Here is a 26,145-nt window from a genome sequence, read left to right as displayed (position 1 = left end):
ATCTTAGACGTCCTTCCGGCCACGCACGGCCCTGATCCCGATGGGCAGCGCCGCCAGCACGCACAGCCCCAGAATCGGGCCGATCACGAACGGTTCCCACAACAGGGAAATATCCGGCGTCCCGCCCCGGTCGAACACAGCACCCAGCCCGACGCCAATCCAGGTATAGACGATGCCGCCCGGAATGATGCCCAGCGCCGTCGTCAGCAGGAAATTGCGGAACTTCACCCCGACCAGCGCCGGCACGAGATTGGCGACGAAGAACGGCACCACAGGCACCAGCCGCAACAGGAACAGCACGGGGATCTCGTTTTCCCGCAACCCGTCCTTGAGCTTTCTGATGGTGCCCTCCGACGCTTCCAGCCGCACCGTCAGCGCCTGCCCCAACCCCCACCGGGCCGCCAGAAATATGGCCGACGCACCGATCGTCGCGGCCACGACGTTGTAGACCGTCCCGGCAAACAGTCCGAACAAAAACCCGCCGGTCATCGACGCCACCGCCGCTCCCGGCAGCGAAAACGCCACGATCAGGACATAGGCTCCGACAAACGTCGCCGCCAACGCCCAGTAATTGGCATCCCGCCAGGCCAGCAGCGCCTCGCGATTGTCGCGCAGCGTCTCAAAGCTCAGGAAATCGCCCAGCGCGAAAAAGCCGACGGCCGCAACGGCGAGAATCACCATCAGCGGCACATGTCGGACCAGCCTGTGCCGGGGTATCCGGGTTGCTTCATTCATCTGATTGCTTTTGCCTTTTTCCATTCATATCCAACATGCGCCGGGGAAATCAAAAGCAACAGGGGCTTCACGCCGCCTTGAACTTTGCGGCCGCAAATGTGAGTGTTTCCCGCCTCAGCCGCGGTTTTTGAAACCTTCCGCCCCGGCAGGTGCTGATTTTGTTGCAAAAGAGAGCGAAAACACCGCCCAGGGGGTTTGACTTACCCCGCGCTTGCCAGTAGAGGACGGGCTTCGAACACCCGGGCAGGCGAATCCGCGCCGTACCCCGACCGCCAAAGATTGGAGACGGAGCGATGAAACGCACCTATCAGCCTTCGAACCTGGTTCGCAAACGCCGCCACGGTTTCCGCGCACGCATGGCCACCAAGGCAGGCCGCAAAATTCTGAACGCGCGCCGCGCACGTGGCCGCAAGTCGCTGAGCGCGTAAGCCCTCACCGACCGACGTTCTGACGCACATGACGCCGCCGGAGGCCCCTGAGGATGGCATCGACCAGCCCGGGGAAACGCCCCCGGCGGCGTCCGTTTGCGCGCCTGTCACCCTGACCGTGCTGCGCAAAAGATCCGATTTCCTGAAAGCCGCCCGCGCCCGCAGGCAGGGCACATCGACGATGATGGTGCAGGCCCGCAAACGCGGCCCCGACGAAGGCTGCGATGGCATCCGTGTCGGCTTCACCTGTTCCAAAAAGGTCGGCAATGCCGTGGCCCGCAACCGCGCCAAACGCCGCCTGCGCGAAGTGGCCCGCCAGATCCTGCCCGAAATGGGGCGTCAGGGCTGGGACTATGTTCTGATCGGTCGCGCCGAAGCAACCGGCAACCAGCCCTTCGGCACCTTGCTGAACGATCTGCGATACGCCTTGCGAAAACTGCACGGCCCCGCGAAACAAAGCACTTTGCGAAAACCTTGAAACACCGGTCGTCACGCAACGCGGTGAAGTCTTTGATTTCAGGCAGCGTTGAGTGATTCAGGTATTTTGCAAAGTGCTACAGCCCCCCACCTATCGCCCGTGGCTGCGGTCGTATCCGTTCGCGCCCGGGCTCTGCCATCCCGCCAACGCGCCGTCGGCCGGGGCAAAGACCTCGACCAGCAGCGGATAACAGGCGGCGGTGTCCGATGAATGCTCCGCCGAACAGTCCCCGCCGGGGCAGGCGCTCAGATTGCCCAGCAGGTCGATTTCGGCAAAAAACTCCAGATAGTCGCCGGGACGCACGGGCGAGGCTTTCATGAAATACTGCCCGGTGTCGCGCGTGAACCCGGTGCACATGAAGACGTTCAGCACATCATGAACATGCATCTCGGCCTCGGCCAGAGGCAAACCCAGATGATCGGCCAACGCCCGAGTCAGATTGGAATGGCAGCAATGATGATAATTCGTGCCGGCCAGCAGGTTGCCGGTATAGGGGTCGCAGCGGGTGCCGATCACGTCATGCACCGACCCGCCGAAATCGTCGATGCCGTACCAGCCCAACGTATCCTCGACAATGGTGGCCATCGGGCGCATGTTTGGCAGGCTCGACCACAGCCGCTCTCCAGTGGTGACATGGGTGCCATGCAGCGCGCGGGTTTTGCCCGAAAAGAACCGCTCGGACAGGTCCTGCAAATTCCACAGGTTCAAATCCCCCACCTGCGGGCCCTCGACCGAGGTGATGCGAAAGAAGTGACCGGCAGGCACCTCGAAACAGGCGGCCTCGCGCGGCGGCACAACGACCTCGCCCGTCTTGGAGGCAGTGACCCGCGCGGCCCGGTAGAGGCTCAGATCGGGCGCAGGCAAAGTGTCCGGCGGATAGCAGATCACCGGCGTCACGGCACGGCGCGCATCGGCGTCGGAAGGGGCATGGGTCATGGGGCACCTGTCATGAATTTCCGGCCCCATAAAGCCCCACTCGGAACCCCGAGGCAAGCCGTGTTCCGGAGTTCGCCCGCACCCGCCCGGCCCCTGCCATTTGGCGGCCATTCCGGACAGGGATGCCCGAATGGCGTTAATCTTCTGTCAGGTTTTTTTCCGGCTGCATGACCGAAAGGGCATGTACAATTCGCCACATTCCCCCTCCGAAGCCTGTACAAATCGCACAGTTCGTCCGTCAGCCCCGCAACCGCAGACACGCCTTGGGTTCCGCGTCCCCCGCGACCCGCGCGCCGCAAAACGCGCAGGTCCAGCACCCTTCTGAACGATGCTGCCGCCACCGGCAGTCCCGCGTCAGAGTGCTCGTCCGCGCACGCCAGACGAAATAGGCAAACACCCCGAGGGCAAGGAGCAAAATCAGAACCGGCATGGCCCGGACATCTGCCCGGAGCCTATGCCGGGTGCAAGGTTTTTGTTAGGCGGCGTTGGCGTATTCGAACAGATCGGGCTCGCGCGCCACGGGTGGAATTTCCCGTTCCGGGGTATAATATGCCCACGCCTGCTCCAACAGTTTCAGGGCCTCGGCTGCGGGAATTTTCCCTTTTACTTCAACGGTCTTCATGGGTGTCGTCCTTCTCAGGGTCAACCAACCCTCCCCGTCGCCAAACTAGGTTGGCGGAGTATGAACATCACCATATTTCTTTGCATTCTGGGCATGCGCGCACCGCAAGGCTGGCCTCAGTTGATCAGCATGTCCCCTGCCAGGCCCAGCGCAAATCCCATCACACCGCCAAGCGCAGGGGACCAGCTGCCCTGGCTTTTCGCTTCGGGCGCGATGTCCTGGAACAGCAGGTAAAGGATGCCACCGGCGGCAAATATCATGATCCCGCCCAGTGTTTCCGGATCGTCCGACAGAAAATGAAACCCAACTGCCGCACATATCGGCCCCAACGCAGCAAGCCCCAGAAATATAAAGATAATCTGCCAACCCGAAACATGGCTGTTTTTCCAGATATCGCGGAACGCAGAAAACCCTTCGGGCAGATTCTGAAGAAAGATCATCGCTGCCAGCAGCTTGGCCGTGGCGGCCTCGACCGTCAGCAATGCGCCCAACGCCATCGCCTCGGGCAGGAAATCAAGCAGCATGGCCAGCAGCAATGCGCCGGTTCCGCCTTGCCGTTCCAGGTGCTTGTCGATCGCATAAAATGTCAGCCCGCCCGCCAGCAGCAAGGGAACGGCGACAAAGGCCGGCAAGGTCCCCGCACCTTTCGGCACCAGCACCAACGCCACCGCCGACAGCAACGCTCCGCCGCCAAAGGCGGTGATGCCATGCAGAACCCGGTCTTTCAGTTGCAGGTCGCGGATATGCTCATACCGCGCCAAAGCTCCGCCCAAAGGCATCGCAAGACCTGCAAAAAGCGACAGAAAAAGAGCATATGCCAGCGGCGTCATACCGCTGACACTAGGCATCTCAGACGGTGCGTTCCACCATCATTTTCTTGATCTCTGCAATCGCCTTGGCCGGATTCAGCCCCTTGGGACACGTCTTTGCGCAATTCATGATCGTGTGACAACGATACAGTTTGAACGGGTCCTCCAGCTCGTCCAGACGCTCGCCCGTGGCCTCGTCCCGGCTGTCGATGATCCAGCGATAGGCATGCAGCAGCGCAGCCGGCCCAAGATAGCGGTCGCCGTTCCACCAATAGCTCGGGCACGATGTCGAGCAGCTGGCGCACATCACGCATTCGTAAAGACCGTCCAGCTTCTTGCGATCCTCGATCGACTGCTTCCACTCCTTCGCCGGGCGGTTGGTCTTGGTTTCCAGCCATGGCATGATCGAGGCATGCTGGGCATAGAAATGGGTCAGGTCCGGGATCAGGTCTTTGACTACCGGCATATGCGGCAGCGGATAGATCTTCACGTCACCCTTGATCTCATCCATCCCATAGATGCAGGCCAGAGTGTTGATCCCGTCGATATTCATCGCGCACGAGCCGCAGATGCCTTCCCGGCACGAGCGGCGGAAGGTCAGGGTCGGGTCGATCTCGTTCTTGATCTTGATCAGCGCGTCCAGAATCATCGGGCCGCACTCATCCATGTCGACAAAATAGGTATCGACGCGCGGGTTTTGCCCGTCATCCGGGTTCCAGCGGTAGATCTGGAACTTGCGCACATTGGTCGCGCCCTCGGGCTTGGGCCAGGTCTTGCCTGTAGTGATCCGCGAATTCTTCGGGAGGGTCAGTTGTACCATTGGTTCCTCTCCTTAGAAGGTCCGCGCTTTGGGCGCGATTTTCTTGAGGCTGATACCACCCTGTTCTTCGGTGGTCAGCGGATCGACGATAACGGGGCGATAGCTGAGATCGACCGTGTTGCCATCCACTCGTGACACGGTGTGCACGCGCCAGTTCTCGTCGTCCCGCTCACTGAAATCCTCATGCGCATGAGCGCCGCGGGATTCCTTGCGCGCTTCGGCACCGACGATGGTGGCCAGCGCGTTGGGCATCAGGTTGGTCAGTTCCAGCGTTTCCATCAGGTCGCTGTTCCAGACCAGCGAGCGATCGGTGACTTTCAGATCGTCCATCTTGGCCGCAATCGCCGTCATCTTCTCGACCCCTTCGCCCATGGTCTTGGCGGTGCGGAACACTGCCGCGTCGGCCTGCATGGTTTTCTGCATCTCCAACCGCAGCTCGGCGGTGCCGACAGAACCGTTGGCGTTGCGCAACGCGTCGAACCGGTCGAACGCCCTGTCCACGGACGCCTGGTTCAGCACCGGGTTCGCGGCTTCGGCATCGACAACCTTGCCCGCCCGGATCGCCGCCGCGCGGCCAAAGACCACCAAGTCGATGAGCGAGTTAGATCCCAGGCGGTTCGCACCATGAACCGAGGCACAGCCCGCCTCGCCCACGGCCATGAGCCCCGGCACGACGGCTGTCGGATTGTCCGCTGTGGGGTTCAGCACCTCACCCCAATAGTTCGTCGGGACACCGCCCATGTTGTAGTGCACGGTCGGCAGAACCGGGATCGGCTCTTTCGTGACATCGACGCCTGCAAAAATCTTGGCGCTTTCGGAGATGCCCGGCAGCCGTTCGGCCAGCGCCTCGGCGGGCAGATGGGAAAGGTTCAGATGGATATGATCGCCATCCTTGCCCACACCCCGCCCTTCGCGGATTTCCATGGTCATCGAACGTGAAACATAATCACGCGGCGCAAGATCCTTGTACTGAGGCGCATAGCGCTCCATGAACCGTTCGCCTTCCGAATTGGTCAGATAACCGCCCTCGCCCCGCGCACCTTCGGTGATCAGACAGCCCGAGCCATAGATGCCGGTGGGGTGGAACTGGACGAACTCCATATCCTGCAGGGCCAGCCCGGCTCGGGCCACCATGCCGCCACCGTCGCCGGTACAGGTGTGGGCCGAAGTGGCGCTGAAATAAGCCCGGCCATAACCGCCGGTCGCCAGCACCACCATCTTGGCGTTGAAGACATGCATGGTGCCATCGTCCAGCTTCCAGCAGACGACACCCTGGCATTGCCCGTCCTCGGACATGATCAGGTCGATGGCGAAATACTCGATGTAGAACTCGGCATTGTTCTTGAGGCTTTGACCGTACAGCGTGTGCAGGATCGCGTGGCCGGTCCGGTCGGCGGCGGCGCAGGTGCGCTGCACGGCCGGACCTTCACCGAACTCGGTGGTGTGCCCGCCAAAGGGGCGCTGATAGATCTTGCCTTCTTCGGTGCGGGAAAACGGCACGCCGTAATGTTCCAGCTCGTAAACCGCCTTGGGGGCTTCGCGCGCCAGATATTCCATCGCGTCGGTGTCGCCCAGCCAGTCCGAGCCCTTGACGGTGTCATACATGTGCCACTGCCAGTTGTCCGGGCCCATGTTCGACAGGGATGCGGCGATGCCGCCCTGCGCAGCGACCGTGTGCGAGCGCGTCGGGAACACCTTGGTCACGCAGGCGGTGCGCAGACCTTGTTCCGCCATGCCCAGCGTCGCCCGCAGACCGGCGCCGCCGGCGCCGACAACGACCACGTCATATTCGTGTGTTTCGTATTCGTATGCAGCCATCTCTATCAGCTCCGGTCGTTAAAGGGCGATGCGCGCGATGGCGAAAACGCCCGTCGCGGCAGCAGCGTAGGACAGGCAGATCACGCCGATGATCAGAATTTTCTGCATCAGGCCATGCACATAATCTTCGATCAGAACCTGCGCGCCGTCGGCAAAATGCTTGAAGCCGACAACCAGCGTCAGCGCGGCGACGATGGCCGGGAACGGACGCGAGAAATAGTCCAGCACCGCTTCATGCGGCTGGCCCAGCATCGGGCCAAAGGTAAAGACGAAAAGCGGCACGAGGATCAGCAAAGCCACCGAGCTGACTTTCATGGCCCAGAAATGAGCGGTCCCGGTTTTCGCGGCCCCCATGCCAACGGCGCGCTTGCGGTCGGTAAGATAACGCATCTCAGGACTCCGTTATGCGATGATCAGCAAGGTGAGGATGGTCAGGACAAACGAGCCGATCACCACGGCCCAGCCCAGCTTGTAGGCGGTCGGGATATCGAGGCCCATCGCATTGTCCCAGATCAGATGCCGGACACCGGCAAGCGTGTGATACCACAGCCCCCAAAGCGAAAGCGCCATCACCAGATCGCCCAGCAGTGACGTGATCACGGCATTGGCGAATGCATAATGTTCGGGCGAGGTCGCAGCAGCAAGGAACCACCAGACGATCAGCAGCGCGGCGACAATCAGCGCGTTTCCGGTGATCCGCGTCAGAATGGACGTGACCGACGTCAACTGCGGTCGATAGATGCTCAGGTGCGGTGAAAGCGGGCGATTGCCTCGATTGACATCGGCCATTTTGGTTCCTTTCCGGTTGGCTGAGAAGTTTTTACCCGATTTTCCGAATCTGTCACGCGCTGCAGGTGCAAAAAGGTCAGAAAAAACGATCAATCCGCCGGATAATGTTACTTTGTGATCACGGCGACATTCTGTGTGATCACATTACTCCGCAACCAACGGGAATGTGAGCGATATCAAGCGGCGGGCATTGTGATCACGAATCTTATTTTTGTCACCGGGATGCCGTTTGCTGGGTCACTTCGCGCAGCAACTTCTTTCGAATTCGTTCAGGATAATCGCGGAAACCGGCGGCGGATACGACAAAAGCCCCCTCTCCGACGATGACATTCTCATAGAAATAGGCCGTCAGATCCGGTTCGCTTTCTTCGATGGCGATTGCGTTAACGGTTATGCCCAGCGCTCGCAGATTATCATGTGTGCGCGATGGCTCGATCCCTTCGTTGGACATACCGTCCCCGGACAGGTCGATCAAAAGCCGCGAACAGTCCTGAACCTCGGCAAATGTCGTCATGGTCGCCTCCAACGCCTCACCGATCGCAGTGGAAAAGTTGCGCCAGATCCTGAGATCGCCCTCGACGGATCGGGCAAAGGCGTCAAGCGCGTCGAAACTGTCGATCCTGGTCCAGGGGATCGTGACCGACTGCCGGGTCGCGCCGGTCCATTGGATCAGCATCAGCCGGGCCTCGGCGCGCACCAACGCCTCGGACACGATCGGATCGCGCAGTCCTTCCGCCAGGCCTTTCATCTGCAGATTGAATTCAAAGGAATCGACCGAACCCGAGACATCGACCGCAAGTGCCAAGGCCAGATCGCAGGCGATGGCAGGCGGTGCCAGACATGTACAGAAAATGGCAGAGCGAATGAGGTTCATGGCGGCAGACTAGCACGTAAAAACGCGTTGACGATCAAATGAATGTCAACGCGCCCACACCTGCAATGGAACCTAAATCACTTGGGCACAAGCGCCCAATAGTCGAGATCCAAGAGGACCTCGGGGCGGTATTTGCCGTCTTCTGTCCTGAGCGCGAATGGCGCGCCACCCTTGGTTGCAACCAACCGCAGCCTGAGCGCGCCAACGCCCGGTGCACCGGTATCGGCCTTGTCCAGAACTTCGGTCCAGGCCTTGACGGTATCTCCGGCGAAACACGGGTTGGCATGCGCGCCGCCGTTCAGCCCAACGATCATCTGGGCATTGGCCAATCCGTTGAAGGACAGGGCGCGCGCCATCGAAATGACATGACCGCCATAGATCAGCCGCCCTTCGGGGCGGAAGGTCAGATCGAAATGCACCTTGGCCGTGTTCTGCCACAGCCGGGTGGCGATCATATGCTCGGCCTCCTCGATGGTCACGCCATCGACATGGTCGATCTTTTCGCCGACCTCGTAATCACCCCAGCGATGCGGCTCGCCCGCCAGCGCAAAGTCGTAGGTCGAGAAATTCAACCCCTCGGGGATCACAAGCCGGTCGGCGGGCACGACCTTGGCCAGTTCCGGCACAACGGCTTCGGGTGCGGGGGCGCCGGGGTTCGATTTGCGCACCATGACCCAGCGGACATATTCCAGAACCGCCTCGTCGCGCTGGTTCAAGCCACGGGTACGCACCCAGACCACGCCGGTCTTGCCATTGGAATTCTGCTTGAGCCCGATCACCTCGGACACCGAGCGCAACGTGTCGCCGGGCCAGACCGGTTTCAGCCAGCGCCCCTCGGCATAGCCAAGATTGGCGACCGCGTTCAGCGAAACATCCGGGACCGTCTTGCCGAAAACAACATGAAAGGCCGCCAGATCGTCGATCGGGCTTTGCGGCAGCCCGCAGGATTGTGCGAACGCATCCGATGAATAGAGCGCATGACGCGCCGGATAGAGTGCGTGATAGAGCGCCCGCTCTCCACCCGACACCGTGCGCGGAACCGCATGGGTCAGGACCTGCCCGACGGAATAGTCTTCGAAAAAGCGGCCCGGATTGATCTTTGCCATCATTGCTGTCCCAGTTTCATGTCCGGCGTGTAGTCGACCTCGACCACTTTGGTCACCGCCTGCGCGCAGCGCATGACGTTGTTTGCGGGGTCAAACGCATAAGACGGGGACCCATGCAGCTCCCAGCCTTTGGCCAGTGCGTCCGAGACCTTGTGGCAGAAGGCCGAGGTGTCCTCCTCGGTCAGGAGGCGATAGAGTTTCGACATGCCGTTTCCTTATGACGGGAAGGGTGAGGGGCCAACCAGCCCGTGAATATAGCCAATGACGCCAAACAGAACGATGGAGGCGGCAAAGAACATCGCGTCCTTGCCCAATGTTCCCGGTTTGCCCGGTGTCCAGTCCGGTTCAGACCGGTTGATGGCCGCCACTTCGACGATACTCCACAGAAACAGGCCACCGAACAGAATGATCGACGCCAGATCGCCGTTGACCAGCAAGTGTGCCACGGCCCAGGCCCGGAAACCGCCCAGCATCGGGTGACGCATCTTGTTGAGAAGCAGGCCTTTGGTGCCGGCGGGGCTCATCATCCAGATGGCGATCAGCACCAGCAGGTTGTTTACATGCACCATGAAGGACGGCGGCGACCAGACGTGGATGAAATCGGTCATGCGATAGCCGATCACCATCAAAACGATGGACAGCAGCAGCGCCGCCGCGACCGCACCCTTGCCCGCACCGCCCATCGCTGCGCGCCGCTCCGGCATCACGCGTTTGAACAGATGGGCGGCCCACCATAGCGCCACACCGAGGATCAGAAGAACGAAGCCCATTGCCGGCCTACCCCGCTTGCAAAGTCAAAATCGCCTCTGCTTTTGCCAGAATTTCGCGGGCGGTGGCAACGTGAAGATTTTCAACGATCTTGCCGTCGACCACGGCGACGCCCTGCCCCTGCGCCGTGATCTCCTCGAAGGCGGCGATCTGGCGGCGGGCCAGATCGACCTCGCTATCCGACGGGGCGAAGGCGGCGTTGGCAATCTCTACCTGCGCCGGATGGATCAGGGTCTTGCCGTCAAACCCCATGTCCCGGCCCTGTTCGCATTCGGCGGCCAGACCAGCGGCATCTTTGAATGCGTTATAGACACCGTCAATGACAATCAGCCCCTCGGCCTTGGCGGCCAGCAGGCACAGGCCCAGCGAGGCCATCAGGGGCGCGCGATCGGGGCGGAAACGGGTCTGCAGCTCCTTGGCAAGGTCGTTCGTGCCCATGACGAATCCCGCCATCAGAGGATGCGCCGCGATTTCGGCGGCGTTCAGCATGCCGCGCGGAGTTTCCATCATCGCCCAGATCGGCAGGTCGCCGGTAATCGCGGCCAATGCGTCCACGTCCGCCGCGCTGTTCACCTTGGGCAGCAGAACGACGTCTGCCGCCATCTCGCGCACGGCTTCGGCATCGGCACGCCCCCATGGCGTGTCGAGACCGTTGATTCGCACGATCCGGATTCGCTCGCCAAAGCCACCCACCGCCAGCGCCGTCTTGAGCGTGGTGCGCGCGTTGTCCTTTTCATTCGCCGCAACTGCATCCTCGAGATCAAAGATGATGGCATCAACAGGCAGGGTCTTGGCCTTTTCCAGGGCCCGCTCGCGGGAGCCCGGAATGTAAAGAACAGAGCGATAGGGTCGCAGGCGCTGGTCCATGGTTTTCCCTCAAGAAATAATGTTGCGTGAAACTGCTCACTTTTTTCCGGAAAGTTCAAGGGCAAAATCGCCGCAATGCAGCATTTCCGCCGCGTCGCAATGCAACGCGCGCCCGTTTCATCACTCTTCAGCCTCCACCGGCGCAGCCTTGCCCCATCAGATACAGAGGTGAAACGATGAACAAGACAGCACTGGCGATGGGGTTCGGAATATTGGCGCTGGCGGCACAACAATTGCAGGCGCAAGGACAGAACTGCGCCCCGCGCGCGGTGGTTCTGGACAGGCTTTCGGAGAGTTATGGCGAAACCCGCCGCGGGATCGGACTGGCTCAGCAGGGAGCGGTGATGGAACTGTTTGCCTCGGACGAAACCGGTTCATGGACGATCACCGCCACGCTTCCCGATGGCGTGACCTGTCTGGTCGCCTCGGGTCAGTCCTATGAAACACTGACCGAGGCTTTGCCCGCACGCGGAAAGGACACCTAAGTCAGGGCATCCCAGATCAATTTGCAACCTGTGACCATCAACAGCACATAGGCGATGCCGAAAAACGCCCGCTCGGACACCATCCAATGCGCCCGGACGCCAAGCCATGCCCCAAGCAGGGCAAAAGGGGCAAGCAGCAGATCCGCAAGGGCGGTTTGCAAGGTGAACATCCCCAGAAAGGCATAAGGGATGAACTTGGCGATGTTGATGGCCCAGAACACCAGCACCGTCGTCGCCTGAAACCGGGTTTTCGAAAGCCGCTGCGACAACAGATAAACGGCGGCAGGCGGGCCACCAGCATGGCTGACAAAGCTGGTGAAACCTGCCACCGCTCCGGCCAACAGGCCCGCCGGTGCGGGCAACCGGTTCGAAAAGCCGCGCACCCAGCCCCGCGACTGGCTCAGATGCCAGATCACGAAGGCCACGGATATTCCGCCGATCAGCAGCCGCAGCAAGTCGGCATCGGTCGCCTGAAACAGCCACGCGCCCAACGCCACCCCGGGCACGCCTCCCAGGATCAATAGTCTGGCGTCCGGCAGACTCCACCGTTTCCAGTAGGGGCGCAGCGTTGCCAGGTCGATGACCATCAACAGCGGCAGCATCAGCGCAAGCGCCTGGCCCGGTTCCAGTATCAGCGCCAGAATCGAGGCCGAAGCAAAGGCGACACCCGATCCGAACCCGCCCTTGGAGATGCCCGCAAATATGACGGCGGGGATCGCAACCATAAAAAACGTAATGTTGAATTCGAGCAAGAACAGCCCCCCGAAACCCCTGTTCCTCAAGTCCTTTAGCGCAATCACAAGGCGGGGCACAATCTGTATGCGGTCGCATGCCGCGTCGCGGAACACTTGCGCGATGCCGTTTTAACGACTAGCAAAACCGCGATTTCAATACCGACCGGAGATATTCCAAATGGCCAGACCCAAGATTGCGCTGATCGGCGCGGGGAACATCGGCGGCACGCTCGCGCATCTCGCAGCTGTCAAGGAACTGGGTGACGTTGTCCTGTTTGACATCGCTGACGGGCTGCCGCAGGGCAAGGCGCTCGACATTGCCGAGTCCGGCCCGTCCGAAGGCTTTGACGCCGCCATGTCCGGCACCAGCGACTATGCCGATATCGCCGGCGCGGATGTCTGCATCGTCACCGCAGGCGTGGCCCGCAAGCCGGGGATGAGCCGCGATGACCTGCTGGGCATCAACCTGAAGGTCATGAAGTCGGTCGGCGAAGGCATCGCCGCGCACGCACCCGACGCCTTCGTGATCTGCATCACCAACCCACTGGACGCGATGGTCTGGGCATTGCGCGAGTTTTCGGGCCTGCCGCACAACAAGGTCTGCGGCATGGCGGGCGTTCTGGACTCGGCGCGTTTCGCGCATTTCCTGTCGGAAGAGTTCAACGTCTCGATGCGCGACGTCACCGCCTTCGTTCTGGGCGGTCACGGCGACACCATGGTGCCGTCGGTCCGTTATTCGACCGTCGCCGGTATCCCGCTGCCCGATCTGGTCGAGATGGGCTGGACCACGCAGGAGAAACTGGACGCCATCGTGCAGCGCACCCGTGACGGCGGTGCCGAAATCGTCGGCCTGCTGAAAACCGGCTCGGCCTATTACGCGCCCGCCACCAGCGCCATCGAAATGGCCGAGGCCTATCTGAAAGACCAGAAGCGCGTTCTGCCTTGCGCGGCCTATTGCAACGGTGAGTTCGGCGTCGACGGGATGTATGTTGGTGTGCCGACCGTAATCGGTGCCGGTGGCATCGAGCGGATCGTCGACATCAAGCTGAACGCAGACGAGCAGGCCGGTTTCGACAATTCGGTCAACGCCGTCAAAGGTCTGATCGAAGCCTGCAAAGGCATCGACGGCTCGCTGGCCTGATAACCGCAAACCAAAACCGAGGTCGGCCCTTTCCGGGCCGATCCCCAGCACGCGTGTTTGCACACGCGCCGAAAGGCCCGAAAGCCGCAACTCCCACCCTCAGCTGTCCCGGTTCCGCGCCTTTTTCCACTTTTCGATCATTCGATAGTCGGAAACATAAAAGTTCTCGATTTCGCGCCTGATCGCGGCGGACACCGCAACCTCCATTTTTTCCGATCTGTTTTCCCAGATACCGTGGTCAGCTGGGTTCGTTTGCGTTGTTTTGTCGATCCAGTCATAGACTTGGGACAACCCGTCCTCGAAGCTGAACAGTTTTGTATCAGGCAGTACATAACTAGCCTGCGGTTTGATATGGTTGTCGAACGTGTATTCATCCCGCCCGTAACGATCAAAGGCCGCTTTCACCCAATCGTCGAACGGCTTTGGATTTTGCCTGTTTCCGATCCGATACCGGTATTCGCTGGCAATCCGGGACACCGGATCGCGGAAAACGGCAAAGGATCGGTCATAGAATTCGCGTGGCACCAGTTTGGAATGAATTCTCGAATCCATATGTTGGGCGACCGTGGCCGACCATCCCATCCTGCGGCCATGGCGCAAGGCGAGCGGGCCCTTCAGCGCCAGATATCTTTCAATGCTGGTACCTCCCGTTTTGGGGATGTGCACAAAAAACAGTATGGTCTGGGAAATCCGTGCAAGAGGCATGTCACACCAGTTTTGAGTTTCTGAACTCGAACCCGGACCGGGTCCGGCCTGCCTCTGACATGGCACAGGTTCAAGGCCCTCTCAACACCGCCGAATACAATACCCGCCGGATCGAGTCGGCCCAATCACACCTACGTTCACAAAGGCAGCCGCGTTGTGATCACACTCTGAAACCGTGTGATCACAAATACTGAAAATCTTCGTGAAAATCTGCCCTTGCTTCAAAAAACCCTTTAAACTTGACCGCCAGCCCCCCCTATATCGGTTCAATCGCAGTCACACGGGACAGTTTCGATGAATATTCACGAATACCAAGCCAAGGCCCTTCTTCGCAGTTACGGCGCGCCGGTTTCCGACGGTCGCGTCGTTCTGCGCGCGGAAGAGGCGAAAACCGCCGCCGGTGCGCTGGACGGCCCGCTGTGGGTCGTCAAGGCGCAGATTCATGCAGGCGGGCGCGGCAAGGGCCATTTCAAGGAAACCGATGCCGGTGAAAAGGGCGGCGTGCGTCTGACCAAATCGGTCGAGGAAGCCGCCGAAGAAGCCAAAAAGATGCTGGGCCGCACGCTGATCACGCATCAGACGGGCCCGGTCGGCAAGCAGGTCAACCGCATCTATATCGAGGACGGTTCGGGCATTCAGACCGAAATGTACCTGGCGCTGCTGGTGGATCGTCAGACCAGCCGTATCTCGTTCGTCTGCTCGACCGAGGGCGGCATGGATATCGAGGAAGTGGCAGCCGAGACACCGGAAAAGATCCTGTCCTTTTCGGTCGACCCGGCAACCGGCTATCAACCCTATCACGGCCGCCGCATCGCCTTCATGCTGGGCCTCGATGGCAAGCAGATCAAGCAATGCGTCGCGCTGATGGGCACGCTCTACAAGATGTTCGTCGAAAAAGACATGGAGATGCTGGAAATCAACCCGCTGATCGTGACCGACGCGGGTGATCTGAAATGTCTCGACGCCAAGATGGGCTTTGACGGCAACGCGGTTTATCGCCACCCCGACATCGCCGAACTGCGCGACACCACCGAGGAAGACCCCAAGGAACTGGAAGCCAGCAAATATGACCTGAACTACATCGCGCTGGATGGTGAGATCGGCTGTATGGTGAACGGCGCCGGTCTGGCGATGGCGACGATGGACATCATCAAGCTCTATGGGGCCGAGCCTGCCAACTTCCTCGACGTGGGCGGCGGTGCGACCAAAGAGAAAGTGACCGAAGCGTTCAAGATTATCACCTCCGACCCGCAGGTCAAAGGCATTCTCGTAAACATCTTCGGCGGCATCATGCGCTGTGATGTGATTGCCGAGGGCGTTGTGGCCGCGGTGAAAGAGGTCGGCCTGCAGGTTCCGCTGGTCGTGCGTCTGGAAGGCACGAATGTCGAGAAAGGCAAAGAGATCATCAACACCTCTGGCCTGGACGTGATCGCGGCGGACAACCTGAAAGACGGTGCCGAGAAGATCGTGAAGGCGGTTAAGGGTTAAACTTGTTCCAATGTCGCTGCTGGAAAGCATTATTGGTTGGGCTACGGAAGGGGAGTTTCTCCCTTTCCTTTGGATTACCATCGTCGGCCTTTGGGTCTGGTTGATGTTAGTGCTCGGCCACTATGCCGCCGATATCGGCGCCGACAAAGACGGTAACGTGCCGTTGACAGTCATTGTTCCAAGCATTGGAAAAGGAAAGACCTTTCCAACCAACAAACTCCGATTGCAATCATTCTACAGACCATTCCGCTATGTGGCCTTTTGTGTCTTTTTGGGTGGCTGCATTGGTATGGCAATTGCCGCATATAACGCGGGATAAACAAACAGGAGACTCCTAAAAATGGCAGTCCTCATCGACGAAAATACCAAAGTGATCTGTCAGGGCTTTACCGGCTCGCAGGGCACATTCCACTCTGAACAGGCCATCGCCTATGGCACCAAGATGGTCGGCGGCGTGACCCCCGGTAAAGGCGGGATGGAGCATCTGGGCCTGCCCGTGTTCAACTCGGTCCACGAGGCCAAGCATGTGACCGAAGCCAACGCCAGTGTGATCTATGTGCCGCCGCCCTTTGCAGCGGACTCGATCTTGGAGGCGATTGATGCCGAGATGGAAGTGATCGTCTGCATCACCGAAGGCATTCCGGTTCTGGACATGATGAAGGTGAAGCGCGCGCTGGAAGGCAGCAAATCGCGCCTGATCGGCCCGAACTGCCCCGGTGTCATCACGCCCGACGCCTGCAAGATCGGCATCATGCCCGGCCACATCCACAAGCGCGGCTCGGTCGGCGTTGTGTCGCGTTCCGGCACCCTGACCTATGAGGCCGTCAAGCAGACCACCGATGTGGGTCTGGGCCAATCCACCTGCGTCGGCATCGGCGGCGATCCGATCAAAGGGACCGAGCATATCGATGTGCTGGAATGGTTCCTGGCCGATGACGAGACCCACTCGATCATCATGATCGGTGAGATCGGTGGCTCGGCCGAGGAAGAAGCCGCGCAGTTCCTGGCGGATGAGGCCAAGAAGGGCCGCAGCAAACCGACCGCCGGTTTCATCGCTGGCCGCACCGCCCCTCCGGGCCGCCGCATGGGCCACGCGGGCGCCATTGTCGCCGGCGGCAAGGGCGGTGCCGAGGACAAGATCGAAGCCATGCGCTCGGCTGGTATCGTGGTGGCCGAAAGCCCGGCGCAGCTGGGTGAGGCTGTGCTGGAAGCGATTGGGTAAGCTGTGAATTGGGGCGGTAAACTCAAGTCTAGCTTTGTGGTCGCCGTTTTGGTGACCACAACCGCCCCTGCCGTTGCGAAGGATACAGACTTCGCGGCAAAGACAGTTGCAGCATGTCAGTCGACCACTGATCTCGAAAAATTGTCCAATGTCCTCAGCCAAATCGGGTGGTTCGCCAGCGCCGCCAAAGATCTCGACGATCGTGCGGTGGGGTCGTACGCAGCTGCGTTCTTGTATAACCACCTCGGCTTCGGGGATGTCCCGGACCCAAGGATTTTAAGAACTTGGGAACAGTCACTCAAGAATGCTGCGGGCGTACGCAATCGGAAGCCGGTCAAAGGAGGGCATGGGCAAGATCGTTGGTTTGTTCGCAAGCAAACAGGTAGCGTTTTGCGTGTCACTAGTTCAGACTTTGAAACCTACGGTCAAATTTCCTGTGTGTTCGCGCTCAAAGAAGAAGACGCGCCAATTACGTTTGCACAACTGCTTGGGGAATCTGGGCGGGACCCGCAAACACTTCCACCACTTTACCATTTCCGCCCTCAGCTATCCGAAACAGAAGACCTCAGGCGGAGCTTGAATGGAGCCGTCCTGAATATGGATCGTATTTCGGCTGTGTCAGAATCCGAAATCGATGTGTCGTCTGTTTACTCAACGACGGTCTCGACACGAGCGGAGAACTCAGAATGACCTTCTCCGACGCCATCCGCACCTGTTTCTCCAAGTTCTTCACCTTCTCGGGCCGTGCCTCGCGGCCCGAATACTGGTTCTTTTTCCTGTTCATCGTGATCTGGAGCTTTATCGCCGGGATCATCGACTGGCAGTTCTTCACGACGGTCGTGGAAACCGAACAGAATGGCGTCAAAGCCGTGGCTGCCACATCCGCGCAGCCGGTACAAAGCATTGTCGGCCTCATCGTGTTCTTTCCCCATCTCGCCGTTGCCTTCCGCCGGATGCACGACACAGGCCGCAGCGGGTTTTATGCCCTGTTGCCGGTTCTGCTGATCCTCGGCGCGCTGGGGGTTCTGATCTTTGGCATTGGCCTTGCCAGCCAGTTTCACGGCGGTACGCTGGATATCCTGTTCACGCGGGCAACGCTGCTCATCGTTCTTCCGACACTGCTGGTTCTGGTGGTGTCGCCCCTCCTGGTGCTGTGGTGGCTGTCCCGCCCCAGCCAGCCAGGCACCAATCAATACGGTCCCAACCCATATGAGGTAGCCCCATGACCGAACATTCGCCCAACGACCAATTCCATGCCTCCAGCTTCATGCAGGGGCACAATGCCGAGTATCTGGAGCAGCTTTATGCCCAATACGCCAACAACCCCGACGCGGTGGACGCGGCCTGGGGCGAATTCTTCAGGGCCATGGGCGACGCCGAACTGGACGTAAAGAAAGAGGCCGAGGGCCCCTCCTGGGCGCGCACCGACTGGCCGCCGATGCCCACCGACGACCTGACCGGCGCACTGACCGGCGAATGGGCCGAGATCGATGCCAAGGCCGCCGGGGACAAGATCAAGGACAAGGCCGCCGCCAAGGGTGTCGAGGTCAGCGAAGACCAGATCAAGCGCGCGGTGTTGGATTCGATCCGGGCATTGATGCTGATCCGGGCTTATCGCATCCGGGGTCACCTGGTGGCCGATCTGGACCCGCTGGGCATGCGGGAAAACACCCCGCACCCCGAGCTTGATCCCAAGACCTATGGGTTCGCCGATGCCGACATGGATCGGCCGATATTCATCGACAACGTGCTGGGCCTGCAGATGGCCTCGATGCGGCAGATCGTCGAGATCGTGAAGCGAACCTATTGCGGCACCTTTGCGATGCAGTACATGCATATTTCCGACCCCGCGCAGGCCGCTTGGCTGAAAGAACGGATCGAAGGATACGGCAAGGAAATCTCGTTCACCCGCGAGGGGCGCAAGGCCATCCTTAACAAGATGGTCGAGGCCGAAGGGTTCGAAAAGTTCCTGCATGTCAAATACATGGGCACCAAGCGGTTCGGTCTCGACGGCGGCGAAAGCCTGATCCCGGCGATGGAGCAGATCATCAAGCGCGGCGGCGCCTTGGGTCTCAGCGACATCGTGATCGGTATGCCGCACCGGGGCCGTCTGAACATTCTGGCAAACGTGATGGGCAAGCCCTATCGTGCGATCTTCAACGAGTTTCAGGGCGGCAGCTTCAAGCCCGAGGACGTGGACGGCTCGGGCGATGTGAAATATCACCTCGGCGCCTCCAGTGACCGCGAGTTCGACGGTAACAGCGTGCACCTGTCGCTGACCGCCAACCCGTCGCACCTTGAGGCGGTGAACCCGGTGGTGCTGGGCAAAGTGCGCGCCAAACAGGATCAGATGGGCGATACCGACCGCACCAAGGTGATGGGTATCCTTCTGCATGGTGACGCGGCCTTTGCCGGTCAGGGCGTCGTGGCCGAAGGTTTCGGCCTGTCGGGGCTCAAGGGGCACCGGACCGGCGGCACCATGCATATCGTAGTGAACAACCAGATCGGATTCACCACCGCGCCGCATTTCTCGCGCTCCAGCCCCTATCCGACAGACATCGCGCTGATGGTCGAGGCGCCGATCTTCCACGTCAACGGTGATGATCCTGAAGCTGTGACACATGCCGCCAAGGTGGCGACCGAGTTCCGGCAAATGTTCCACAAGGACGTGGTCATCGACATCTTCTGCTACCGCCGGTTCGGTCACAACGAGGGCGACGAGCCCATGTTCACCAACCCGATCATGTACAAGCGGATCAAGACCCACAAGACCACGCTTTCCCTGTATACCGAGCGGCTGGTCAAGGACGGGCTGATCCCCGAAGGCGAGATCGAGGATATGAAAGCCGCCTTCCAGGCGCACCTGAATGACGAGTTCGAATCCGGAAAGGACTATAAGCCCAACAAGGCCGACTGGCTTGACGGGCGCTGGTCGCATCTGGACAAAAACAAAGAGGAATATGTGCGCGGCGAAACCGCCATCGCGCCCGAAACACTGGCCGAGGTCGGCGCGGCGCTGACCCGCGCACCCGAAGGCTATGCCCTGCACAGGACGGTTGGCCGCCTGCTGGAGCACAAAAAACAGATGTTCGACTCCGGAAAAGGCTTTGACTGGGCCACGGGCGAGGCGCTGGCCTTTGGTTCGCTGCTGACCGAAGGCTATCCGGTGCGGCTGGCCGGGCAGGACGCAACGCGCGGCACCTTCAGCCAGCGTCACTCCGGGTTCGTGCATCAGGAAACCGAGGAACGCTATTACCCGCTGAACAATATCCGCACCGGGCAGGCGCAATACGATGTGATCGACTCGATGCTCAGCGAATACGCGGTGCTGGGTTTCGAATACGGTTATTCGCTGGCCGAGCCCAACGCACTGGTGCTGTGGGAGGCGCAGTTCGGTGATTTCGCCAATGGTGCGCAGATCATGTTCGATCAGTTCATCAGCTCGGGCGAAAGCAAATGGCTGCGTATGTCCGGCCTGGTCTGCCTGCTGCCGCACGGCTTCGAAGGGCAAGGGCCGGAACACTCGTCCGCACGGCTTGAGCGGTATCTGCAGATGTGCGGCCAGGACAACTGGATCGTGGCCAACTGTACGACGCCCGCAAACTATTTCCACATCCTGCGCCGTCAGCTGCACCGCACCTTCCGCAAACCGCTGATCCTGGTGACGCCAAAATCGCTGTTGCGGCACAAGCTGGCGGTCAGCACAACCGAGGATTTCACCACCGGTTCCAGTTTCCACCGGGTGCTGTGGGACGATGCGCAAAAGGGTAATTCGGACACCAAGCTGGTGGCGGACGACAAGATCAAGCGGGTCGTGATGTGTTCGGGTAAGGTCTATTTCGACCTGCTGGAGGAACGCGACGCACGCGGCATTGACGACATCTATCTGATGCGGATCGAACAGTTCTATCCCTTCCCGGCGCATTCGCTGATCAACGAGCTTGAGCGCTTCAAGGGGGCCGAGATGGTCTGGTGTCAGGAAGAACCCAAGAACCAGGGTGCCTGGTCCTTTATCGAACCCAATATCGAATGGGTTCTGACCCGGATCGGCGCGAAACACACGCGCCCGGTCTATGCCGGTCGCGCAACTTCGGCCTCGCCCGCGACGGGTCTGGCCAGCCAACACAAAGCCCAACAAGAGGCGCTCGTGAACGAAGCGCTGAGCATCGAAGGAAAGTAAGCGATGACGATTGAAGTTCGTGTTCCCACGCTTGGCGAATCGGTCACCGAAGCCACGGTTGCCACATGGTTCAAGAAACCCGGTGACGCCGTGGCCGTCGATGAGATGCTGTGTGAGCTGGAAACAGACAAGGTGACCGTCGAAGTGCCCTCGCCCGCCGCCGGCGTGATGGGCGAGATCGTGGCCGCCGAGGGTGAGACCGTGGGTGTCAACGCCCTGCTGGCCACCATTGCCGCTGGCGAAGGCGCGGCCCCTGCGCCTGCCCCTGCGACTAAAGCCGAAGAGGCTCCGGCGGCATCTGGCGGAAGCGTGGACGTTATGGTGCCGACGCTGGGTGAATCGGTGTCCGAAGCGACGGTTTCGACCTGGTTCAAGCACGTCGGCGACGCAGTGGCTCAGGACGAGATGCTGTGCGAACTGGAAACCGACAAGGTTTCGGTCGAGGTACCGGCACCTGCCGCGGGCGTGCTGGCCGAGATCGTGGCGCCCGAAGGCACCACCGTCAACGCCTCGGCCAAACTGGCGGTGATTTCGGGTTCGGCCACGGGCGCGTCGCCTGCCCCCGCCGCCCCGGCTGCGGCGGTCACGCCGGCGGTGGCGACCAGCGGCTCCAGAGACGTGGCCAATGCACCCTCGGCCGAGAAAGCCATGGCCGAGGCGGGGCTGAGCGCCGATCAGGTCACTGGAACCGGGCGCAATGGCCGCGTGATGAAAGAGGATGTGGCCCGTGCGGTTGCGGCAGCCAGTACAGCGCCTGCGACGGCTGCGCCCGCCCCGGCGGCCCAGGCCGCGCGGGCGCCGGTCGCCGCGGAGGACGCGGTGCGCGAAGAGCGGGTTCGCATGACCCGTCTGCGTCAGACCATCGCCAAGCGCCTGAAAGACGCACAGAACACCGCTGCGATCCTGACCACCTATAACGAGGTGGACATGACCGAGGTGATGGCCCTGCGCAACCAGTACAAGGACCAGTTCGAAAAGAAACACGGCGTGCGTCTGGGTTTCATGTCCTTCTTCACGAAGGCCTGCTGTCACGCATTGAAGGAGGTGCCCGAGGTCAATGCCGAGATCGACGGCAACGACATCGTTTACAAGAACTTCGTCCATATGGGCGTGGCCGCAGGCACTCCGCAGGGTCTGGTGGTTCCGGTTATCCGCGATGCCGACAGCATGTCGTTTGCTGCGATTGAGAAAGCGATCGCCGAGAAGGGCAAGCGCGCCCGCGACGGCAAGCTGTCCATGGCCGAAATGCAGGGCGGCACCTTCACCATCTCGAACGGCGGTGTCTATGGCTCGCTGATGTCCTCGCCGATCCTGAACCCCCCGCAGTCGGGCATTCTGGGCATGCACAAGATCCAGGACCGTCCGATGGTCATCAACGGCGAAATCAAGATCCGCCCGATGATGTATCTGGCGCTGTCCTATGATCACCGGATCGTTGATGGCAAAGGCGCCGTGACGTTCCTTGTTCGCGTGAAAGAGGCGCTGGAAGATCCGCGCCGTTTGCTGATGGATCTGTAATCATGGCAACACATGTACTTTGGCAGGCCGATGTGGCCGATTTCGATGTCTGGCTGAAAGTGTTCCGCGAGGACAAGCCGATGCGCAAGGCCGCCGGTATCCGCGACCTGCATGTCTGGCGTGACCCCGACCAGCGCGATCATGCCATCGCCATGTTCGAAGTCATGGACCTTGAAAAGGCCCGTGCTTTTTTCGGGTCCGAGGAACTGGCGATGCACCACGAACGCGGCGGCATTGCACATATCACGATCAAGCTTTTGGAGCCGGTCTAGAATCGCACTCTGCGACCCGTCGCATTCGGGTCGCGCAGGCGTCCGGACGATTTAGGAGATAATAATGGCAAACTATGACGTCATCGTAATCGGCGCCGGGCCCGGCGGCTATGTCTGCGCCATCCGCTGCGCCCAGCTGGGGCTGAAAACCGCCGTGGTCGAAGGACGTGAAACTCTCGGCGGCACTTGCCTGAACGTGGGCTGCATCCCGTCCAAGGCGCTTTTGCATGCCAGTCACAGCCTGCACGAGGCGCAGCACAACTTTGCCAAGATGGGGCTGAAGGGCAAAGCCCCCTCAGTCGACTGGAAACAGATGCTCGCCTACAAGGACGAGGTCATCGAGGGCAACACCAAGGGCATCGAATTCCTGTTCAAAAAGAACAAGATAGACTGGCTCAAGGGTTGGGGCTCGATCCCCGAGGCCGGCAAGGTCAAGGTGGGTGACGAGGTGCACGAAGCCAGGAACATCATCATCGCATCAGGGTCCGAGCCGTCCTCGCTGCCCGGGGTCGAGGTGGATGAAAAAGTCGTCGTGACCTCGACCGGCGCGCTGGAACTGGGCAAGATTCCGAAAAAGATGGTGGTGATCGGCGCCGGTGTGATCGGGCTGGAACTGGGTTCGGTCTATCAGCGTCTGGGCGCAGAAGTCACCGTCATCGAATTCCTCGACGTGATCACGCCGGGCATGGACCCCGAGGTGCAGAAAACTTTTCAGCGTATCCTCAAGAAGCAGGGCCTGAAATTCATCATGGGCGCTGCGGTGCAAAAGACCGAGGCGACCAAGACCAAGGCCAAGGTCACCTACACGTTGCGCAAGGATGACAGCGAGCATGTGCTGGATGCCGACGTGGTGCTGGTCGCCACGGGCCGCCGCCCCTATACCGAAGGCTTGGGGCTGGACGCGCTGGGGATCGAAACCACAAAGGGCGGGCAGATCAAGGTCGGCAAGGACTGGCAAACCAACGTGCCGGGCATTTATGCCATCGGCGATGCCATCGAGGGGCCGATGCTGGCGCACAAGGCCGAGGATGAAGGCATGGCCGCCGCCGAACAGGTCGCGGGCAAGCATGGCCATGTGAACTACGGCGTCATTCCGGGCGTGATCTACACCTGGCCCGAAGTGGCGAATGTCGGCGAGACCGAACAAACGCTCAAGGATCAGGGCCGCGCCTACAAGGTGGGCAAGTTCATGTTCATGGGCAATGGCCGGGCCAAGGCCAATTTCGCCGGCGACGGCTTTGTCAAGATTCTGGCCGACAAGGACACCGACCGCATTCTGGGCGCACATATCATCGGCCCGGCGGCGGGCGAACTGATCCACGAGGTCTGCGTGGCGATGGAGTTCGGCGCGGCGGCCGAAGATCTGGCGCTTACCTGCCATGCTCATCCGACTTATTCCGAAGCGGTGCGCGAGGCGGCTCTGGCCTGCGGCGACGGGCCAATCCACAGCTGAACACGCCTCGAATTTGGGCAGATTCCGACGTAGTTCTGGATTGCAATGCCCCCTCTGGATAGGTCCGACGTTATGTTTGGAAAACGGAGGGCAGAGAATTGGGGGCAAGCGACACAAGCCCGAGGAAATAGTTCAGAATTGCGGCAGGCAGATGTGCTTGTCGGCCAGGGGATGCAGCATTTGGATGCGAACCGAGAGGTTCGCATACCAGAGCAGACTTTTCACCGCTGGCGCAAGCAACGAGCCTTTGTCGGCCATTGGTCCGAGGACAAAGGCGAGTGCGGGATGGGAACCGACCAGCTGAGGGAACACAAACGCCTTCACAAGAAGATCGAGCGTCTGGGAAAGGCTGTTTCTGACCTGACGCTCGACAAGCTCATCCTGAAGGAAGCCGCACGGGGAAACTTCTGAGCCCCGCCCGTCGGCGTGCCTGCATCGACCTGATCCGAATTGAAATGAAGGTATCGGAGCGCCGGATCTGTCGGGTGCTGGGGCAGCATCGCTCGTTGCAAAGGTATCAGCCTCGAAGCCGGGACGACGAAGACCGTCTTGTAGCGGACATGATCGAGCTGGCTCTTCAATATCGCGGCTACGGATATCGCCCACCGGCTCCGGAAACAGTCGCCCCGATGGACCAGAGGCCCGTCATGCACCAACAATCAGATTGGACCAATCGGATTGCTTCCACAGTGTTTCCAGTTGCGTTGGCACAAATAGAAACGCCGCCCGAAGGCGGCGCGTAAGCATCTGGTGTTGTATGGTATTTTTGGTTGCAGGAGCAGGATTTGGACACTGTTTCATTCAAGCCCAAAACTTGTGGCTACGTTGCCGGCCGTCATCGTTGCAAGCACTGCTTGGGTATCTTCTTACATCAGCTTTGCGCAGAAGCGCCCTTTGCAAACTCGGCCGTTTGGCGCAACCAGACTAGGTTTCGTGCTGCGGCGCAGTCTGCGGTTTCTGCCGTTCGCTCCGACTGCAAGGTTCTGGCGCCGGTGAACTCACACAAAGCGGACAAAGTGTGAATTCCCTGCGGTTAAGCCAATGGCCGCTTTTGTTGGCAAGTTGGATGGCAAACGGGGTTAGAGTGCACCTCCACACTGCCCTTTTGAAACTGCGAATGTTTCCAGCACATATCGTCCAAAAACACCTCCAGAAACGATGCGTACCGCGATGAAATCCGGATTTTCGATACCTGTCTGTTGCTGGATGAATGGAATGACGGACGGCGCGTAGTGATTGCAAAGCGCCAACAGAAGATCATCCAAATTATCATTACCAAACAAGCCGTTGGGAACCGGGTTGGGCTGAATGCGCATCTCAATGCCCTTGCCGTGAGATGAGTGGGTCGAGACACCGGTATCAACCAACTGCCATTGTGTTTCTTGTGCTGAGACAGGCAAGGCAATTGAAACAAAAATACTGGCAAGTGCTTTGGCAAGTTTCACGGAAAGACCTCTTTGGTGCAAATTAACGTGAGTGCTTTACTGGTCTCAACGCAGTCATTGCAGCAAGGTGCGGCATTGGTCAAGTTGGGCTCACTGCCGCCATACGGCGGCACAGCACCGAGCAACCAGCACCAGTCTGCCCCAAGCCAGTTGTGATCGGCTCAAGCCAGCCCGCACCGGACATCCGTCCTGCCTCTCGGCCGTGGCGGGTGCTCATGCAGGTCGGGCGGTAAGCGGCCATTGCAAGGCTCGTCAGGTAAAGACGGCTGAGCGGGACAAACCAGCCATTTGTGACTATGATTGGCGTGTCCGTTTTGCTGCTTATTCGACCTTGAAGTTGGGAGATTTCCCGCAACCGAGGTGAGCAGCCTCATCTGACTGGTCCAAATTGATTGTTAGTGCATCGTCGGCCTGTAATCCATCGGGATGATGGTTTCGGGCGCTGGCGGGCG

The 26,145-nt window shown here is 60.1% G+C and carries 29 protein-coding genes and 1 pseudogene; 14 read left to right on the top strand and 16 right to left on the bottom strand.

Going from position 1 to position 26,145, the window contains the following annotated elements:
* Positions 1-3 precede the first annotated feature (3 nt).
* Entirely contained in the window at positions 4-735 is a 732-nt protein-coding gene (locus ACR0AO_RS19615) for a TVP38/TMEM64 family protein (RefSeq protein WP_480607390.1), read from the bottom strand.
* A gap of 293 nt (positions 736-1,028) precedes the next feature.
* On the opposite strand from ACR0AO_RS19615, the gene rpmH reads away from it, so the two are divergent.
* Both rpmH and rnpA read left to right on the top strand, forming a co-directional pair.
* Positions 1,029-1,163: a 50S ribosomal protein L34 gene (rpmH, locus tag ACR0AO_RS19610; protein ID WP_005980833.1), complete on the top strand. Its 135-nt coding sequence runs from the start codon at positions 1,029-1,031 to the stop codon at positions 1,161-1,163.
* A gap of 28 nt (positions 1,164-1,191) precedes the next feature.
* Positions 1,192-1,641 (top strand): ribonuclease P protein component, encoded by a 450-nt coding sequence (gene rnpA, locus ACR0AO_RS19605; RefSeq protein WP_480607387.1) that lies wholly within the window; start codon positions 1,192-1,194, stop codon positions 1,639-1,641.
* A gap of 90 nt (positions 1,642-1,731) precedes the next feature.
* On the opposite strand, the gene ACR0AO_RS19600 is transcribed toward rnpA, so the two are convergent.
* The 12 genes from ACR0AO_RS19600 to ACR0AO_RS19545 form a co-directional block, all read right to left on the bottom strand.
* Positions 1,732-2,577 carry an urea carboxylase-associated family protein gene (locus ACR0AO_RS19600; protein WP_480607384.1) on the bottom strand — a complete coding sequence of 282 codons (846 nt, stop codon included), beginning with the start codon at positions 2,575-2,577 and terminating at the stop codon, positions 1,732-1,734.
* Between the two features lie 475 nt (positions 2,578-3,052).
* The gene (locus ACR0AO_RS19595) at positions 3,053-3,199 is read right to left on the bottom strand and encodes a hypothetical protein (protein WP_480607381.1); all 147 of its coding nucleotides are present in this window, start codon (positions 3,197-3,199) and stop codon (positions 3,053-3,055) included.
* A gap of 116 nt (positions 3,200-3,315) precedes the next feature.
* A complete protein-coding gene (locus ACR0AO_RS19590) occupies positions 3,316-4,047 on the bottom strand; it encodes a ZIP family metal transporter (protein ID WP_480607378.1) in 732 nt (243 codons plus the stop codon).
* A gap of 1 nt (position 4,048) precedes the next feature.
* On the bottom strand, positions 4,049-4,828 hold the full coding sequence (locus ACR0AO_RS19585; protein WP_480607375.1) for a succinate dehydrogenase iron-sulfur subunit: 780 nt from the start codon (positions 4,826-4,828) through the stop codon (positions 4,049-4,051).
* A 12-nt stretch (positions 4,829-4,840) separates the two neighbouring features.
* Positions 4,841-6,646 (bottom strand): succinate dehydrogenase flavoprotein subunit, encoded by a 1,806-nt coding sequence (sdhA, locus tag ACR0AO_RS19580; protein WP_480607373.1) that lies wholly within the window; start codon positions 6,644-6,646, stop codon positions 4,841-4,843.
* An 18-nt stretch (positions 6,647-6,664) separates the two neighbouring features.
* Positions 6,665-7,036: a succinate dehydrogenase, hydrophobic membrane anchor protein gene (gene sdhD, locus ACR0AO_RS19575; RefSeq protein ID WP_480607370.1), complete on the bottom strand. Its 372-nt coding sequence runs from the start codon at positions 7,034-7,036 to the stop codon at positions 6,665-6,667.
* A gap of 12 nt (positions 7,037-7,048) precedes the next feature.
* Positions 7,049-7,435, bottom strand: coding sequence for a succinate dehydrogenase, cytochrome b556 subunit (gene sdhC, locus ACR0AO_RS19570; protein ID WP_480607368.1), 387 nt, complete (start codon positions 7,433-7,435; stop codon positions 7,049-7,051).
* A 214-nt stretch (positions 7,436-7,649) separates the two neighbouring features.
* Positions 7,650-8,309: a DUF1194 domain-containing protein gene (locus ACR0AO_RS19565; protein WP_480607365.1), complete on the bottom strand. Its 660-nt coding sequence runs from the start codon at positions 8,307-8,309 to the stop codon at positions 7,650-7,652.
* A 77-nt stretch (positions 8,310-8,386) separates the two neighbouring features.
* Positions 8,387-9,415, bottom strand: coding sequence for a MaoC family dehydratase (locus tag ACR0AO_RS19560; RefSeq protein WP_480607362.1), 1,029 nt, complete (start codon positions 9,413-9,415; stop codon positions 8,387-8,389).
* Entirely contained in the window at positions 9,415-9,621 is a 207-nt protein-coding gene (locus ACR0AO_RS19555; RefSeq protein WP_480607359.1) for a DUF1737 domain-containing protein, read from the bottom strand. The genes ACR0AO_RS19560 and ACR0AO_RS19555 overlap by 1 nt, the downstream gene beginning before the upstream one ends.
* A 9-nt stretch (positions 9,622-9,630) precedes the next feature.
* Positions 9,631-10,185 (bottom strand): NnrU family protein, encoded by a 555-nt coding sequence (locus ACR0AO_RS19550; RefSeq protein ID WP_480607356.1) that lies wholly within the window; start codon positions 10,183-10,185, stop codon positions 9,631-9,633.
* Between the two features lie 7 nt (positions 10,186-10,192).
* Positions 10,193-11,050, bottom strand: coding sequence for an HpcH/HpaI aldolase/citrate lyase family protein (locus ACR0AO_RS19545; protein WP_480607354.1), 858 nt, complete (start codon positions 11,048-11,050; stop codon positions 10,193-10,195).
* Between the two features lie 176 nt (positions 11,051-11,226).
* On the opposite strand from ACR0AO_RS19545, the gene ACR0AO_RS19540 reads away from it, so the two are divergent.
* Positions 11,227-11,535 (top strand): hypothetical protein, encoded by a 309-nt coding sequence (locus ACR0AO_RS19540; RefSeq protein WP_480607351.1) that lies wholly within the window; start codon positions 11,227-11,229, stop codon positions 11,533-11,535.
* Here the strand turns inward: ACR0AO_RS19540 and ACR0AO_RS19535 are convergent.
* Positions 11,532-12,287: a sulfite exporter TauE/SafE family protein gene (locus tag ACR0AO_RS19535; protein WP_480607348.1), complete on the bottom strand. Its 756-nt coding sequence runs from the start codon at positions 12,285-12,287 to the stop codon at positions 11,532-11,534. The two genes, ACR0AO_RS19540 and ACR0AO_RS19535, sit on opposite strands and share 4 nt — an antisense overlap.
* A gap of 160 nt (positions 12,288-12,447) precedes the next feature.
* Here ACR0AO_RS19535 and mdh point away from each other — a divergent pair, with 160 nt between their 5' ends.
* Complete coding sequence (gene mdh, locus ACR0AO_RS19530) at positions 12,448-13,410, top strand: malate dehydrogenase (RefSeq protein ID WP_480607346.1); 963 nt, start codon at positions 12,448-12,450, stop codon at positions 13,408-13,410.
* A gap of 99 nt (positions 13,411-13,509) precedes the next feature.
* Here mdh and ACR0AO_RS19525 read toward each other — a convergent pair whose 3' ends face one another.
* Positions 13,510-14,115 carry a sulfotransferase family 2 domain-containing protein gene (locus ACR0AO_RS19525; RefSeq protein ID WP_480607343.1) on the bottom strand — a complete coding sequence of 202 codons (606 nt, stop codon included), beginning with the start codon at positions 14,113-14,115 and terminating at the stop codon, positions 13,510-13,512.
* A 294-nt stretch (positions 14,116-14,409) separates the two neighbouring features.
* Here ACR0AO_RS19525 and sucC point away from each other — a divergent pair, with 294 nt between their 5' ends.
* The 10 genes and pseudogenes from sucC to ACR0AO_RS19475 all read left to right on the top strand — a co-directional run.
* Positions 14,410-15,603, top strand: a complete 1,194-nt coding sequence (gene sucC, locus ACR0AO_RS19520; protein ID WP_480607340.1) for an ADP-forming succinate--CoA ligase subunit beta — start codon at positions 14,410-14,412, stop codon at positions 15,601-15,603.
* Positions 15,604-15,613: 10 nt separating this feature from the next.
* Complete coding sequence (locus ACR0AO_RS19515; protein WP_480607338.1) at positions 15,614-15,922, top strand: hypothetical protein; 309 nt, start codon at positions 15,614-15,616, stop codon at positions 15,920-15,922.
* A 21-nt stretch (positions 15,923-15,943) separates the two neighbouring features.
* Positions 15,944-16,825 (top strand): succinate--CoA ligase subunit alpha, encoded by an 882-nt coding sequence (sucD, locus tag ACR0AO_RS19510; protein WP_480607335.1) that lies wholly within the window; start codon positions 15,944-15,946, stop codon positions 16,823-16,825.
* Positions 16,826-16,873: 48 nt separating this feature from the next.
* A complete protein-coding gene (locus ACR0AO_RS19505) occupies positions 16,874-17,515 on the top strand; it encodes a hypothetical protein (protein WP_480607333.1) in 642 nt (213 codons plus the stop codon).
* Complete coding sequence (locus tag ACR0AO_RS19500) at positions 17,512-18,051, top strand: DUF805 domain-containing protein (RefSeq protein WP_480607330.1); 540 nt, start codon at positions 17,512-17,514, stop codon at positions 18,049-18,051. The genes ACR0AO_RS19505 and ACR0AO_RS19500 overlap by 4 nt, the downstream gene beginning before the upstream one ends.
* Positions 18,048-21,005 carry a 2-oxoglutarate dehydrogenase E1 component gene (locus ACR0AO_RS19495; protein ID WP_480607329.1) on the top strand — a complete coding sequence of 986 codons (2,958 nt, stop codon included), beginning with the start codon at positions 18,048-18,050 and terminating at the stop codon, positions 21,003-21,005. The genes ACR0AO_RS19500 and ACR0AO_RS19495 overlap by 4 nt, the downstream gene beginning before the upstream one ends.
* A 3-nt stretch (positions 21,006-21,008) precedes the next feature.
* Entirely contained in the window at positions 21,009-22,523 is a 1,515-nt protein-coding gene (odhB, locus tag ACR0AO_RS19490) for a 2-oxoglutarate dehydrogenase complex dihydrolipoyllysine-residue succinyltransferase (RefSeq protein ID WP_480607327.1), read from the top strand.
* Positions 22,524-22,525: 2 nt separating this feature from the next.
* Positions 22,526-22,795, top strand: a complete 270-nt coding sequence (locus ACR0AO_RS19485) for a hypothetical protein (protein ID WP_480607325.1) — start codon at positions 22,526-22,528, stop codon at positions 22,793-22,795.
* Positions 22,796-22,859: 64 nt separating this feature from the next.
* Positions 22,860-24,248, top strand: coding sequence for a dihydrolipoyl dehydrogenase (gene lpdA, locus ACR0AO_RS19480; RefSeq protein ID WP_480607322.1), 1,389 nt, complete (start codon positions 22,860-22,862; stop codon positions 24,246-24,248).
* 97 nt (positions 24,249-24,345) lie between these two features.
* Positions 24,346-24,850: pseudogene (locus ACR0AO_RS19475) on the top strand (transposase family protein); the annotation flags it as partial.
* A gap of 477 nt (positions 24,851-25,327) precedes the next feature.
* Here ACR0AO_RS19475 and ACR0AO_RS19470 read toward each other — a convergent pair.
* Positions 25,328-25,693 carry a hypothetical protein gene (locus ACR0AO_RS19470; RefSeq protein WP_480607319.1) on the bottom strand — a complete coding sequence of 122 codons (366 nt, stop codon included), beginning with the start codon at positions 25,691-25,693 and terminating at the stop codon, positions 25,328-25,330.
* Between the last annotated feature and the right edge of the window lie 452 nt (positions 25,694-26,145).

The sequence above is a fragment of the Ruegeria sp. AF8 genome (assembly GCF_056541825.1).
The sequence above is the reverse complement of the archived record's forward strand: the minus strand, read 5'-3'. Positions and strand labels throughout refer to the sequence as shown.